16 protein-coding genes are annotated in these 14,147 nt (G+C 48.5%); 6 read left to right on the forward strand and 10 right to left on the reverse strand.

Annotation, left to right across the window (positions count from 1 at the left end; all coding sequences use genetic code 11):
• Nucleotides 1–32: 32 nt before the first annotated feature.
• The 5 genes from A0W33_RS18000 to A0W33_RS18020 form a co-directional block, all read right to left on the reverse strand.
• Entirely contained in the window at nt 33–608 is a 576-nt protein-coding gene (locus tag A0W33_RS18000; RefSeq protein WP_244888608.1) for a thioredoxin family protein, read from the reverse strand.
• A 95-nt stretch (nt 609–703) separates the two neighbouring features.
• Nucleotides 704–2,587: an Nramp family divalent metal transporter gene (locus tag A0W33_RS18005; RefSeq protein WP_068839485.1), complete on the reverse strand. Its 1,884-nt coding sequence runs from the start codon at nt 2,585–2,587 to the stop codon at nt 704–706.
• Nucleotides 2,588–3,007: 420 nt separating this feature from the next.
• A complete protein-coding gene (locus A0W33_RS18010; RefSeq protein ID WP_068839486.1) occupies nt 3,008–3,667 on the reverse strand; it encodes a metal-dependent transcriptional regulator in 660 nt (219 codons plus the stop codon).
• Nucleotides 3,668–3,759: 92 nt separating this feature from the next.
• Nucleotides 3,760–4,758, reverse strand: coding sequence for a 3-oxoacyl-ACP synthase III family protein (locus A0W33_RS18015; RefSeq protein WP_068839487.1), 999 nt, complete (start codon nt 4,756–4,758; stop codon nt 3,760–3,762).
• 83 nt (nt 4,759–4,841) lie between these two features.
• Nucleotides 4,842–5,972 (reverse strand): glycosyltransferase, encoded by a 1,131-nt coding sequence (locus A0W33_RS18020; RefSeq protein ID WP_068839488.1) that lies wholly within the window; start codon nt 5,970–5,972, stop codon nt 4,842–4,844.
• Nucleotides 5,973–6,025: 53 nt separating this feature from the next.
• Between A0W33_RS18020 and A0W33_RS18025 the strand changes: the two genes are divergently transcribed.
• Nucleotides 6,026–6,838 (forward strand): 2,3,4,5-tetrahydropyridine-2,6-dicarboxylate N-succinyltransferase, encoded by an 813-nt coding sequence (locus tag A0W33_RS18025; protein WP_068839489.1) that lies wholly within the window; start codon nt 6,026–6,028, stop codon nt 6,836–6,838.
• Nucleotides 6,839–6,985: 147 nt separating this feature from the next.
• On the opposite strand, the gene A0W33_RS18030 is transcribed toward A0W33_RS18025, so the two are convergent.
• Entirely contained in the window at nt 6,986–7,876 is an 891-nt protein-coding gene (locus A0W33_RS18030) for a 3-hydroxyacyl-CoA dehydrogenase family protein (RefSeq protein WP_068839490.1), read from the reverse strand.
• Between the two features lie 429 nt (nt 7,877–8,305).
• Between A0W33_RS18030 and A0W33_RS21005 the strand changes: the two genes are divergently transcribed.
• Both A0W33_RS21005 and A0W33_RS21010 read left to right on the forward strand, forming a co-directional pair.
• Nucleotides 8,306–8,458, forward strand: coding sequence for a lmo0937 family membrane protein (locus A0W33_RS21005; RefSeq protein ID WP_139237079.1), 153 nt, complete (start codon nt 8,306–8,308; stop codon nt 8,456–8,458).
• 59 nt (nt 8,459–8,517) lie between these two features.
• The gene (locus A0W33_RS21010) at nt 8,518–8,667 is read left to right on the forward strand and encodes a lmo0937 family membrane protein (protein WP_115566706.1); all 150 of its coding nucleotides are present in this window, start codon (nt 8,518–8,520) and stop codon (nt 8,665–8,667) included.
• A gap of 79 nt (nt 8,668–8,746) precedes the next feature.
• On the opposite strand, the gene A0W33_RS18035 is transcribed toward A0W33_RS21010, so the two are convergent.
• Both A0W33_RS18035 and A0W33_RS18040 read right to left on the reverse strand, forming a co-directional pair.
• On the reverse strand, nt 8,747–9,457 hold the full coding sequence (locus A0W33_RS18035; protein ID WP_082815299.1) for a hypothetical protein: 711 nt from the start codon (nt 9,455–9,457) through the stop codon (nt 8,747–8,749).
• A 28-nt stretch (nt 9,458–9,485) separates the two neighbouring features.
• The gene (locus A0W33_RS18040; protein ID WP_068839491.1) at nt 9,486–11,111 is read right to left on the reverse strand and encodes an ABC-F family ATP-binding cassette domain-containing protein; all 1,626 of its coding nucleotides are present in this window, start codon (nt 11,109–11,111) and stop codon (nt 9,486–9,488) included.
• A gap of 335 nt (nt 11,112–11,446) precedes the next feature.
• Here A0W33_RS18040 and A0W33_RS18045 point away from each other — a divergent pair, with 335 nt between their 5' ends.
• Both A0W33_RS18045 and A0W33_RS18050 read left to right on the forward strand, forming a co-directional pair.
• Nucleotides 11,447–11,920, forward strand: a complete 474-nt coding sequence (locus tag A0W33_RS18045; RefSeq protein ID WP_068839492.1) for a DUF4199 domain-containing protein — start codon at nt 11,447–11,449, stop codon at nt 11,918–11,920.
• 39 nt (nt 11,921–11,959) lie between these two features.
• Entirely contained in the window at nt 11,960–12,418 is a 459-nt protein-coding gene (locus A0W33_RS18050) for a DUF4199 domain-containing protein (protein WP_068839493.1), read from the forward strand.
• Between the two features lie 169 nt (nt 12,419–12,587).
• On the opposite strand, the gene A0W33_RS18055 is transcribed toward A0W33_RS18050, so the two are convergent.
• A complete protein-coding gene (locus A0W33_RS18055; RefSeq protein WP_068839494.1) occupies nt 12,588–12,821 on the reverse strand; it encodes a hypothetical protein in 234 nt (77 codons plus the stop codon).
• 328 nt (nt 12,822–13,149) lie between these two features.
• Here A0W33_RS18055 and A0W33_RS18060 point away from each other — a divergent pair, with 328 nt between their 5' ends.
• Complete coding sequence (locus A0W33_RS18060; RefSeq protein WP_068839495.1) at nt 13,150–13,548, forward strand: hypothetical protein; 399 nt, start codon at nt 13,150–13,152, stop codon at nt 13,546–13,548.
• A 61-nt stretch (nt 13,549–13,609) separates the two neighbouring features.
• Here A0W33_RS18060 and A0W33_RS18065 read toward each other — a convergent pair whose 3' ends face one another.
• A complete protein-coding gene (locus A0W33_RS18065) occupies nt 13,610–14,020 on the reverse strand; it encodes a hypothetical protein (RefSeq protein WP_139237080.1) in 411 nt (136 codons plus the stop codon).
• Nucleotides 14,021–14,147: the final 127 nt, after the last annotated feature.

Raw genomic sequence — 14,147 nt, forward strand, 5'->3', positions numbered from 1 at the left:
ACGAGGGGCGATTAGTAATTCATAATTTGTAATTACTCCGAGTATTCCTTCCAGGATTGGGTTTTGTAGTGGTTTTCGCCGAAGTAGCTTAGCACCTGGGCGAAGTTTTTGGCGTCGAGGTAACCGGGAACCGGGGTGATCATGTTGAACTGCTCGTCGAGGTATACGGTGGTGGGGTAGCTCATTTGTCCCTGCAGCAGGGCCACTGCCAGCTCGTGCGATTTATACTCCGGTTTGAATGTATAGGTATAGCCGTTGAGGGTAATAGGTTCCTTGCCTTCGGCATCGAGTTTTACGGCATAAAAATGCTTGTTGATGAGGGCTGCCACCTTCGGATCGGTGAAGGTGTCCTTATCCATCTTTTTACACCAGCCGCACCAGTCGGTATACACATCAATAAACACTTTGCGTGGTTCAGTTTTGATGCGCTCGGCCGCTTGCTCCATCGTTAACCACTGAATCTTCTCCGCTGCTTTATCGGCTGTGGCTACTTGCGGTTTGGCGGCCGGCGTCGTTTCGGCGGTCAGCACTTCCGTAGCAGGCGCGTTGGCCGAAGTGGAGGGAGGTGTGCTTTTGTTGCAGGCACCCAACACAAATGGTAAGCTCAATATAGTCAAAAGGACAGATGCTTTTATTTTCATTTGAAGTATAATTATCTACTTACGAACAGCCATTTAACGGCTTTAAGTTCAGCCTGTAGCTGCTACACGATCAGCAGCGGAATCTTTACGGCATGGCGTACGGCATCAATGGTGGTTCCGAGGATAAGGTCCTTCACCATTTTATGTCCGTGTGAGCCCATCACCAGTAAGTCGGCATCGAATGCCTTCACCAGTTTCGGGATGCGTTGTTTCGGACTTCCAAAACCAAGCTGCACCCGCACGTCATAGCCTCGGCTACGCAGGTCGTCGGCATAGCGTTTCAGGTTGTCCCCATCGGCGCTGGTTTCCATATCCCGGATTTCCTGCCCCAGTACCAGCGCCCCGGCCGTCTCCACTATGTGAATGAGCAGGTATTCCGCCCCCACGCCGCCAATGGCCATGGCACTGTCGAGCACGTTTTTATCGACTTCCGAAAAATCAAGCGTAATGGCGATGCGCTGGTAGCGCGGTTTTACCTCGGGCTCATACTTAACCGGCTGATGATGGCGGACGGCTTTTGGTTCTTTTATACTTTTAACGAATAGCGGCTGAAAGGTGATGTAGAGGAGCAGGGCAGCGCAGGCCAGCGTAAGCGGCACGACAAAAATCCAGAGCCACACGGGGTTCTCCGCCTCCTGAAACCACCCGATGATCTGGTCCACCACCAGCTTTGCATTCAGCGTGACGATGGTGGCTGCAATGAGCCAGGCCCCCAGCTTCAGCCAGGTGCCAATCACGAACTCGCCCATCCGATTTTTGTTGCTCACAAAGTGGATGAGCGGAATTACGGCAAAGCCCAGCTGCAAACTAAGTATCACCTGGCTTAGCACCAGCAACTCACCTGTCTGGTCTTCGCCAAAGTATAGGATTACGAAAAGGGCCGGGCCAACGGCCAGCAGGCGCGTAAGCATGCGCCGCAGCCAGGGCTGTATGCGCAGGTTCAGGTAGCCCTCCATCACGATCTGACCTGCCAGGGTGCCGGTGAGGGTGGAGCTTTGGCCAGCCGCAATCAGGGCTACCGCAAAAAGGATAGGAGCCCACTTGTTCCCAAGTATAGGAGCCAGAAACTGATGCGCATCCTGAATCTCGGTGACGGTATGAATGCCATTTTTATAGAATGCGGCTGCGGCAAGTATAAGTATGGCCGCGTTCACGAAAAACGCCAGGTTCAGGGCAACTGCCGAATCAATAAAATTATACTTGATGGCCTGCCAAATTCCTTTCGGGGTACGCTCTATCTTGCGTGACTGCACAAGCGAGGAGTGGAGGTAGAGGTTATGCGGCATCACCGTGGCACCAATAATGCCGATGGCAATGTAGAGGGCGTCGTTGTTTGGTATGGAGGGGATCAGGCCTGTCAGCAGCTCGCCGGCATCGGGTTTGGCAAAGAACATTTCCATCACAAAAGCGCCGCCAATTATGATAACGAGTGCCAGCACAAAGGCTTCCATTTTGCGCATGCCTTTGTTGATGAGGAACAGCAGCAGGAACGTGTCCAGCACGGTTATGCTGACGCCCCACACTAAAGGTATACCAAAGAGTAGCTGCAAGCCGATGGCCATGCCCAGTACTTCGGCCAGGTCGCAGGCCGCAATAGCGATTTCAGCCAGAAAATACAGCGGCACATTAATGAACGGCGGATAGGTCTCGCGCGATGCCTGCGCCAGGTCCAGCCCCCGTACCACGCCCAATCGTGCACTAAGGCTTTGCAGCAGGATCGCCATCAGGTTCGACATCAGCAGCACCCATAGCAGCTTATAGCCAAACTGGCTTCCCCCGGCTATGTCGGTTGCCCAGTTGCCCGGGTCCATGTACCCCACACTTACTAAGTAAGCTGGCCCCAGAAAAGCGAAAAGCCTGCGCCAAACGGTGGTTTGTTGGGTGGTATCGACAGAAGCATTTACTTCTTCAAGCGATTTACTTCGCTTGATCTCCTGCTGTAGCATGTGCGGTCATGTATAAGTATGGCTATAGGTTTTTTTCGTTTTGCTTGAACTGTCCTTTAAAATAATCCTCCTTAACACCACTTCGGTTTGTTTTTACTTCTTACTGGCGCAAGCGTCCGCTTGTGCCCAAGCGTACTTACCGCTCGTTGTTGCATGCCCCAACACTAAATGAGGGAAGGGAGCACTGCTTTTTCGTGTCAAACCACCCCTAGCTCCTCTTTATCAAAGGAGGGGAACCTGCTGCTACATAATTGAAGTATAAGTAGGGTAGCAGCGGCTTAACCAGCCATCCTCCAAGATCTTTTCAGGATGACAAGTGGAGGCTCACGCTGAATTCATGTGCAGGTTTTGTTTACTTGCCTGAAGTATAAATTAGCCCTGTATGTGCTAAAGTAGCTTGTGCTAAGTTTGTAGTTTCAGTTAAGCCGATAAGAAAATATTACGTGTTGCTTCGCTGGAGAGAAGCAACTGCTTTTGTCCGTTCAGAAGTATCTCAAGCGAATTATCATAAGGTATTTTGTCCAGGATGGTGATGTGGGAGCCAAGGCCAATGCCCATCTTATCGAGGTACTGCAGGAACAGCGGCTGCGAATCGTTCACGCCCACTACCTTTCCTTCAGTACCGATGCTCAGTTCGGCCAACAACTCCTGTTTTTTCTGATTTATTTCCCCGGTTTCAGAAGGGATCGGGTCTCCGTGCGGGTCAAACTTTGGGTGACCCAGAAACTCGTCGAGCCGCCGGGTTAGCAGGGGGGAGGTTATATGCTCCAGCTCTTCCGCCATCTCGTGCACCTCGTCCCAGTTAAACTTTAGCTTCTCCACCAGAAAAGTCTCCCACAGCCGGTGCTTCCGCACGATCTGCAGCGCCACACGCTCGCCTGCCTCTGTCAGCGTAACGCCTTTATACTTCACGTAGTGCACCACGCCTTTGGCGCTTAGCTTGCGCAGCATATCGGTTACAGAGGCCGCCTTGGTTTCCAGTGCTTCCGCAATAGCGTTGGTGTTTACCTCCTGCGTGCCGTTAGCCGACAGTTTATAGATTGCCTTGATGTAATTCTCCTCGGTGTAGCTATGGTGCATGGCGTTTAATTATGAATTATGAATTATAAATTAGAAATGGTTGTCCATCTTCAATTCATAATTCATAATTCGTCATTCATAATTCCTTCAAACTACCAGCGTATCAGCGCTGATGCCCAGGTGAAGCCTGAGCCAAAAGCAGCTAGGCATACCAGATCACCTTCTTTAATGCGCCCTTCCTGATAGGCTTCGCTTAAGGCAATCGGTACAGAGGCAGCCGTGGTGTTGCCATACTTGTGGATGTTGCTCATCACTTTCTCGGCAGGTAAGCCCATCTTCTGCTGTATGTAAGATGTGATGCGCAGGTTTGCCTGGTGCGGCACAAGCAGATCCACATCCGATGGCTGGTAACCGTTTTTCTCCAGGGCCTCGTTTATCACTTCCGGAAAGCGGGTGACGGCATGCTTAAATACCAGGTTTCCGTTCATGTAAGGGTAAACCGAGCCATCGTCGAGCATCTCATGCGTCAGGCGCTCCTTTTTATTGCTGTTCGGGGCTGTTACCGCCAGTTCCTCGGCAAACTCCCCATCGGCGTGCAGGTGCGTGGAAAGTATTCCTTTGTCATTGCTCTCGGATGGGCTAAGCACTACAGCACCGGCGCCATCCCCGAAAATAACGGACACGCCCCGGCCACGGTCAGAGAACTCCAAACCTGTAGAGTGAATCTCGGCGCCTACCACCAGCACGTTGTTGTACATGCCTGTTTTGATGAACTGGTCGCCTACCGACAAGGCGTATATAAAGCCAGAGCACTGGTTGCGCACATCCAGCGCCGGAATTTCCTTGAGCCCCAGTTCGCGCTGCATGATCACGCCGGAACCCGGGAATACATAGTCGGGGCTAAGCGTGGCGAAAATAATCATGTCCACGTCTTTTGCCTCCAGGTTGGCCATTTGCAGGGCACGGCGCGAAGCCTCAGCGCCCATGTTGGCGGTGGTGTCTACACCTTCTGTAAAATAACGCCGCTCCACAATTCCGGTCCGCTCCCTGATCCACTCATCCGAGGTATCCATCAGTTTCTCCAGGTCTTTGTTCGTTACCACGTTATCAGGCACATAGTGACCAATGCCCGCAATTTTTGAATTCCGCATACGATAGGTTGCTTAAGATGACAAATGTAAAGATTAGTTTTTAATTTAGAGTAATCTAAAATATAAATTCTATATGTATGTAATTAATTTAAGAGTTCTTTAATTAAGCTGTTGAGCATTGCCTCTTCGCTTTTCCAGTAAACTGTGTCCGGAACACCCGAAGTATAAAAAGTTTGCTGTCGTATACGCTGCAGCAGTTCCTGTGGCTGTATCGCTGCAAAGTCTACCGAAAGACCAGCCTTATTTGCTGCCACTATACTTGCCCATAACGGATTTTGCTGCACCAGCACGGGCAGGGCATAGGCTATGTACTCGAACAGCTTGGTGGGAATGCAACGGGAAGTGCTGGGGTGCGGCCAGTAGGGGAGCAGCCCCACACTGCTTTCGCCTATCGCCTCCAGAATTTTTTGGTGCGGCACCAATCCATCACCGCCCACCAGCGTGATATAAGGTTTCTCCTTTATCCGCTGCTTTAGCCGCTGCAGCGTGTCCTGCCGGGAACTGTAGCCAATAATTTTCAGCGAAACTGTTTCGTCCAGCGCATGCAGCTTTTCGGCCAACTCCACCGCCTCGAAAACTCCGTTCATCTCTGCGATAGTACCCGAGTACAGGAGGCGCAGGGGCACTTGCTGCAGCCTTACGGGCGTGGCAGGCAGTGTGTATCCCGGTGCAGGTTTATACTTGTTTTCGATGATGCTATACCTGGCTTCTTCCAGAAATGGCAACTCATCGGCATAGCTGCGCTCGGCCAACAGGAAATGCGAAACAGCATGTGCCGCCCGGCGTTCTGCCCGGCGTACACTCCAGGCAAGCAGCTGCCTAAGCACCGGTAAATAATTGCGCTGCGAGGTGAGGTTCAGGCTGTAGTTTTCCTGCACATCGTACACCAGTTTAGCGCCTGTGCTTTGGCAGTAGCGCATACTTGGCAGCAGCAACTCATGCGTGCAGGCAATAATGAGGTGTGGCTGTAGCTGTTGCAGCAAGTTGAGGTATAGCTGCTGTGCTTTGAAGCGAGTGAGGCTTAACCGGTTAAAGCGAAAGATCGGGTGAAACCTAAGATTGGAGGGAGCATCCGTGGGTAGCGGCGCATGGAAACCTGCAATATGTATTTGGGTATCCGGTAGTTTGCTTAGAGATAGTCCCAGCTTCTCGTACATGCGGGTGTCATTCACGGGCTTCAATACCGCTGCCAGCAGGATTCTCTTTTCGGACATCCATCAAAAATACTTACTTTTGCTGAATATTCTGAATAAACCATATCCTGAACATGGAACTAAAGCAACTGATAGAGCAGGCCTGGGAGAACCGTGAACTGCTGAAAGAAAATAATACCATAGAGGCCATCCGCTCGGTGATGGAGGAACTGGACAAGGGCCGCCTGCGCGTGGCAGAACCAGCCGGAGACGACTGGCAGGTAAACGAGTGGGTGAAGAAAGCCGTGCTGCTATACTTCCCGATCCAGCAAATGAAAACGATAGAGGTAGGCCCTTTTGAGTTTCATGATAAGATGGAGCTGAAGAAGAACTATGCCGATCTAGGCGTACGCGTAGTGCCGCATGCAGTGGCACGTTACGGGGCTTTCCTGGCCAGAGGCGTGGTGATGATGCCATCTTACGTGAACATTGGTGCGTACGTGGATTCCGGCACCATGGTGGATACCTGGGCTACAGTGGGAAGCTGCGCGCAGGTAGGCAAGAACGTGCACCTAAGCGGTGGCGTGGGACTAGGTGGCGTATTAGAGCCATTGCAGGCTGCCCCTGTTATTATTGAAGACGGTGCCTTTATCGGCTCCAGAAGTATATTGGTAGAAGGCTGCCGCATTGGCAAAGAAGCTGTGATCGGCGCTGGCGTAACCATTACGGGCAGTTCCAAGATTTTTGATGTTACCAGCAGCGAAGAGAAAGTTTACAAAGGCTATGTGCCACCACGCTCGGTGGTTATTCCGGGTTCCTATACCAAAAAATTCCCAGCCGGTGAATTCCAGGTGCCTTGCGCCCTCATCATCGGGCAGCGCAAAGAGAGCACGGACTTAAAAACTTCCCTGAACGATGTGCTGCGCGACCACGCAGTAGCGGTGTAGTTTCGTTGCACGTTAATTGTTGCTCGTTAATCGGGAAAAACAATGTACATACTTAAAAAAAGAGCCTCTGATGTAGTATCAGAGGCTCTTTTTTTAAGTATAAGTTTTATCACACTATTCGATCAACGAATAACGAGCAACGATCAACTATTTTCTGAACCGTTCTGCCACCACCAGTTCTTTGGTGCCGTGAGTCCAGGAATAAAAGCCCTGGCCGGATTTGATGCCCTTGTGGCCGGCTTGCACCATGTTCACCAACAGCGGGCAAGGGGCATACTTAGGGTTGCCAAAGCCATCGTGCAGCACGTTCAGAATTGAGAGGCAAACATCTAGACCAATGAAGTCGGCTAACTGCAGCGGTCCCATTGGGTGCGCCATGCCGAGTTTCATAATCGTGTCAATTTCTTCCACGCCGGCAACGCCCTCAAACAGCGAGTAGATGGCCTCGTTGATCATCGGCATCAGGATGCGGTTGGCCACAAAGCCCGGATAGTCGTTTGCCTCGGCGGGTACTTTGCCTAATTTCTTCGACAGTTCTATCACTTGTGTAGTTACTTCATCAGAAGTAGAGTAGCCGCGAATTACTTCCACCAGTTTCATCACCGGCACAGGGTTCATGAAGTGCATGCCAATCACTTTGTCGGGGCGGTTGGTAACGGAGGCAATTTTGGTGATAGAGATAGAGGAGGTGTTGGAGGCAAGTATGGCCTCGGGCTTTGTGAACTTCTCCAGGTCCCGGAAAATATTCAGCTTCAGGTCCACATTTTCAGTGGCGGCTTCCACTACCAGATCCGCATCCTTCACACCTTCTTCCATAGAAGTGTGGGTGCTAATATTGTTCAGTGTCTGTTGCTTTTGCTCCTCTGTCAGGTTTCCTTTGGCCACAATGCGGTCCAGGTTCTTGCTGATGGTGCCAAGCGCTTTCTGCAGCGCCTCCTCCGATATATCAATAAGCGAAACCGGAAAACCATTTTGTGCAAACACATGCGCGATGCCATTGCCCATGGTGCCGGAACCAATTACTGCAATTCTCTTCATAGGGTATAGGTGTATGTCTTGAGTTTTGATTAGTCTATACAAAGCTAAGAACTTTAGGGTTATCCTTTTAAGGTGCTGGGGGATTCTTAAATTCTTACAAACTATTAATCCTAAAACTTATAACCTGATATTTGGCCAATGCTTAGCGCCAAGTTTATTGTAGCGGGCGCATGTTTTATTTTTAGACCTTGCCGATTGGCTTAACCTTTTGATAAATAGGGGGTATGGAGGTAAATGAAACAGCAGCCAAAGAGCGAATTGACACCTTTAGCACTATTTATTATTTAAATTTATAGTATAATCCAAATCCTTTATATTCAAGCGCCGTAAAAGCTAGAAAATAGAATAATACAAAACGCGCAGCCGCAATATAAAGCAACCTTTTTAAAGGAAATCTGTATAGTAGCTGCAATAAACAAAACGAGAACAATGGGAAATTTACTTTATATCATCGCCGTAGTACTGGTGATTTTCTGGCTGATCGGTTTCCTGGGTTTCCCGGATGCTGTCGGTGGAATTATTCACGTACTGCTGGTAATAGCAGTGATCGCGGTGCTGTTGCGCCTGATCCGAAGTGCTTAACCAAAGCACCTTATACACGTAACAACAAACAAATAACGAAACACTAAACAAATAAAACTATGGGAAATTTATTGTATATTATAGCTGTAGTACTTGTGATCATCTGGCTTATCGGTTTCCTTGGATTCCCTGATGCTGTAGGTGGTCTGATCCACATACTACTTGTAATTGCGATTATTGTAGTGCTGCTTCGACTCATAAGGGGTTAAACAGCTAAATCAACATAAATAAAAAAGCGGCTGCCATACTTTGGCAGCCGCTTTTTTATAATCTCTTAGAGAGGAAAGCTTACCTGTTCGTAAACGGTATGTTCAACCCAAACCGAATAACGGGATTGCTGTAAGGGTTATAGAAACTGTCGTTTGCGTTATAGAGCACAAGCAAATCGAAAGAGCCTTTGCTGGAGATACGCTGGCGGTACCCAAGACCCACCAGGGGCATGGTTAAGCTGCTGCGGGTCTTCCCCATCATTCGGCCCATCTGGTCGTAATAGGCGTACTCCACACTTAGGCTCTCTACCTCGCCATGTGCCAGCAAGGCGCCGCCGCCTATTTCCACCAGCTCCCCCTGCAGGTACCCACGGCCGCCGTAGTTATTGAAGTTCACACCGCCTCCGCTTTTGTAATGGTATACCGCGCCAACCCCTGCAAATACCTTTGGAAACACAGCATAGCTAAGCGTAGGCATGATGGAGATATTGGTAAAAGTGCCGAATTGCAAACCAAGGCTTCCACCAAAGTATAGCTTGTCGATAAACCGAAGCTGCTCCTCATCTGTCTCCTGCTGCACAGGCAACTCCTGCTCAATTACCTGCGGCTTTGGCTTAGGCTGCTCCTGCACACGCGGGCGCTGCTTCTCTACAGGAACCGGAGGCCCGGTAGGCAGCTCTGGCTTGCGATAAGTTGTATCAGGCACCTGTGCTGCTGCATTGTTGCTGCTAAGTAGCAGCAACAATGAAGGCAGGCACAGTACAATTAAGGAGCGGACATGTTTCAGCATCTTTCAGCAAGTTTATATATGTGGATGACTATACAACGGCTTTAGAATACATTTTCTTGCGTGTCTCTTTGATCGTTTCATCCGACAGGTACTCCTCATAGCTCATGCGCTTGTCAATAATGCCGCTTGGCGTTAGCTCCACAATTCGGTTCGCGATGGTGTCCACAAACTGAAGGTCATGCGACGAGAACAGAATGGTACCATCAAATTCACGAAGCGAGTTGTTTAGCGCCTGAATTGATTCCAGGTCCAGGTGGTTCGTCGGCTCGTCGAAAACCAGTACGTTACCAGAGTGCAGCATCATGCGGGAAAACATGCAGCGCACTTTCTCTCCACCCGACAGTACGTTCGCTTTCTTCAACGACTCCTCACCGGAGAAAAGCATGCGGCCCAGGAAGCCCCGGATAAAGCTTTCATCTTTCTCCACGGAGTACTGACGCAGCCAATCCACCAGGTTCAGATCGGTATCGAAGAACTCGGCGTTGTCTTTCGGGAAGAAGGAAGATGTAATGGTCGTGCCCCACTTAAAGTCGCCGCTTGTTGGCTTCTCTTCGTTGAACAGGATTTTAAAGAAAGAGGAGGCAGCAATGTCGTTACGACCGATTACGGCAATCTTATCGCCTTTGTCCACCATCAGGTTAATGTTGGTGAAGATAGGCTGCCCGTCAATCACCTTCGACAGGTTCTCGACGTTTAGGATTTGGTTGCCAGCTTCGCGCTCTGGTTTGAAGGCGATATAAGGATATTTGCGTGAGGAGGGCTTGATATCTTCCACCGTCAGTTTCTCCAGTAACTTGGCACGCGAGGTAGCCTGCTTTGATTTGGAGGCGTTTGCACTGAAGCGGCGGATAAACTCCTCCAGTTCCTTTCGCTTGTCTTCTGTCTTCTTATTAGCGTCTGAGCGCTGCTTCAGGGCCAGCTGGCTGGACTCGTACCAGAAACTGTAGTTACCGGCGTACAGCTGTATTTTGCTGAAGTCGATGTCTGCCACATGCGTACAAACAGCATCCAGGAAGTGGCGGTCGTGCGATACCACAATCACCGTGTTAGGGAAGCTATCGAGGAAGTTCTCCAGCCACATAATCGATTCGGCGTCGAGGTGGTTTGTTGGTTCGTCCAGCAGCAGGATCTCCGGGTTTCCAAACAGGGCCTGCGCCAACAGCACACGCACTTTTTCGCTGCCGCTAAGGTCCAGCATCTGGGAGTGGTGCAGGTCTTCTGAAATACCTAGGCCACTCAAAAGTTCAGCTGCCTCATACTCTGCGTTCCAGCCTTCCAGGTCGGCAAACTCTCCTTCCAGCTCTGCCGCGCGAAGACCGTCTTCTTCGCTGAAGTCAGGTTTCGCGTACAGCGCGTCCTTCTCCGCCATGATAGCCCATAGGCGCTTATGGCCCATGATCACCGTCTGCAGGGCTGGGTATTCATCGTATTCAAAGTGGTTCTGCTTTAACACCGCCAGGCGGGCGTTGGCAGGAATATCCACTGTGCCCGTGTTAGGGTCTATTTCTCCGGATAGTATTTTCAGAAAAGTCGACTTTCCAGCGCCATTGGCCCCGATCAGGCCATAACAGTTGCCGGGAGTAAACTTAATGGTTACATCTTCAAATAATGTGCGCTTGCCGTAAGACAGGCTGACATTGTTCGTACTAATCATAGGGTTTGCGTATGGGTATAGTTTCAGATTTGGCTGCAAAGCTACGAAAAAAAGCGCGTCTTAACGCTTTCGCTTGTAATGCAGCATAATAAAAAAAGGTGAAGCGGCGACATGCATGTGCTTAATTGCCAGCTGTTTTGCGTCTTATCACAGAAAAAAACAAGGCTAAAGCACAACACCACTGCTGTATCTTTAGTATATAATTTTAATAATATTAATAAGTGAAGCATTCCAACAAGTTCGGATGCTTCCAAATGCTCTTTATATAACCATTTGCGCGATTAATCTGTTCATTTTAGTGAGCAGTCAAGTCTAAATTTAAACCTATTCAATACATGGCATCTTCTACTATAACCTACCAAAAGGTTTCGATCAAGTATGGTATACTTGTTGGCATAGTACACATCATATACTTCCTGATAATGTGGGCTTTGGGAGTCCTCGACATTGTAGAACTTTCCTTTATAAGCGGCTTATTCCTGGTGATAGGCATTTGCCTGGCCATTTCAAACTTTAAGAAGGCAAAAGGCGGTGTGATTCAATATTTTCAAGGCCTCGGGATTGGCGCTACGGTTGGAGCGGTTTCTTCCAGTATACTTGCTGTATTCCTGGCCATCTTTGTCAGTGCCATCGACAGGGAATACCTGGCAGCCCTACAGGCTAGTTCTTTTTTCCCGGAAGGGTTGTCCATACTTTCCCTGTTTGTCTTGACAATTTTGTACGGAACCGTTCCTGGTGCATGGATTGCCTTCATCGCAATGCAGTGGTTTAAGAACCCGGATCATACTATGACGGATCAGATCAAATAAAGAAGCAGGGCTCTTTACTCCTAATTAACTTTATGTAAAATGGAAAAAATTGGCTTGAAGTACGGATTGCTGACTGCAGCTGCGCTCATCGCTTACTTCCTGCTTATGGCCCTCCTCGGCCTTACCCATATCGTTGAACTACGATTCCTCAACGGTATCATTTTGGCGGTGGGCGTGGTGTTGGCCCTAAGAGGATATAAAGTTAAAGAGGAAGGAAATGTAAAGTACTTCAAGGGGTTGGGCACCGGTATCATAACATCTATAGTGGCAACGGTAATCTTCGCGACGTTCATGCTCATTTACCTGAAAATAGCAGGGGAGGCTTTTGTGGAGCTGCTTACAGCAGAACAATACCTGGGCCAGCGCATTGAGGTAACGCCCGGAATAGTGATTTTCACCGTGCTCATGCTGGAAGGTCTTATCTCGGGTGTGATGATTTCCTTTATAGCTATGCAATTCTTCAAGCGGCCGCAACACCAAATGAATGGTTCCCGCTAATTTCTATAATTAAATCAGAGTATCTGTAGTCTCAGCTAAACAGTAGCAACTTTCCTTATTGGAGCCATACCTAATGCTGTAGCCACTTCCACTTTTCCTCAGCCAGAAAGGCGCATTCATATACATAGGTATAGAAACGCGCCTTTCTGAGATATTTCTTTTCTCTTTCTTACTTTACTATTGTGTCGGGGCGTTGTATAATCTGGACAACAACCTCGTGCCGGTCTCCTTCTTTATCTTCTAATTTGTAAATAACCAATGGATTGTCTGCGTCGTGGATAGATTCTATGTTGATCACCCTGTCACCTTCCTCCATCTGTGCTTCTAGTTGGGGGGCTAGGTCTTTTATAGCTTTCGCAAAGTTTATTTCGAGTTTACTGGGGTTGTAGTGCTTCGTCCTCATGTTGCTTTTGTTAAAAACAGATCGCCAACTGCTTTAGTATTTGCGATACATGTCATGAAAAATCCAATTCTTTTCTATGTATATAGTATACCCCTGCTATTAGGTATAGTTGCAAAACTACCCTGATAATTAGCCAAAAATTTGGAACATGAGGTTTAACAAACAATTGTTTTACTTCTGGATCTTAAAGTTAAACTAATTATAAAATAAGTTTAAATTAAAATATAGAATTTGCTAACTTGCCTGCATCAAATACGTTAAGTAAAAGCAGAAGATCATTCAGCATATTGATGCCGGATGATGAATAGTTACCCTTATACTTACTTAAATGAAGAGAATTATACTTGCATCTGTGTTGGCGTTGGTAGGAGTGGCAGGTCAGGCACAGCGCATGCCTGTTTCTGATGATGGACTGGATCAGGTGGTATTATCATTTGACCTGACGGGGCCTGCAATGGCAACAATAGAAATGAAACAGGAGCTACAGCTTACGGAAGAGCAGTATGCCCACATTGAGAGGCTGAATGCAGAGCGTTTCACTAAACTCGAAATAGCCGAGGCAAGCTTTGCACGAAACCCCGACAAGCGTGCTAGTGAGGTGAAGTCCATACACCTGCAAAGCGACCGCAGCCTGCAGGCAATCCTGACAGAGCAGCAACTACGCCAGTACCAGGTATTGGAAGGGCGCTATGATATCCAACTTATCTCTGAGAAAGAAGGAGAATAAATCAACTGCACAAGTATTAAATATTAAAAGGACAGGCCGTAGCAATACGGCCTGTCCTTTTTTATTTAGCTGTAACGGGTCTGTAGTATCCTACTTCTGAAATTTTGCCCACGGCAGTAAGGCGAATTTCAATCCTGTTGGCGTCAGACAACTGTTTGTTATCTACACACTGCGCGCCCTGCTCGATATAGTAGTAGTAGATGCGCTGGTTCCCTGCCAGTAATTCCTCACTATCTGGTTTGCCCAGCAGATTTCTCAGCACGTATTCTTTTTTGCCGTAAAGCTCTTTTTTGATCTTCTCAAAATCATCAAGTAGCGCTGCCCGCTTATTCTCGCAGCTGTAGCGGTCACTCTTCCAGGTTTCGCTGTCAAAGCCTTCTAAACTTTCTGGTACACCGCAGGAGCCAAGCAAAAAGAGGCCAAGCACGGGAATCACTCTAAAATTTTTTATCATGTGGGTGAATTTCTGCATAAAATTGCTGTTTTGTGCGTTGTCACACAAGCGAAACATTATAAAAAAGGTTTTGTTGCACCAACCCTGAAAGAAATAGAATGGTACTTATATTATGTAGGTATCAGCACGTTAGGTGTTGCATTTG

The organism is Pontibacter akesuensis, assembly GCF_001611675.1.
GTDB classification, from domain to species: domain Bacteria; phylum Bacteroidota; class Bacteroidia; order Cytophagales; family Hymenobacteraceae; genus Pontibacter; species Pontibacter akesuensis.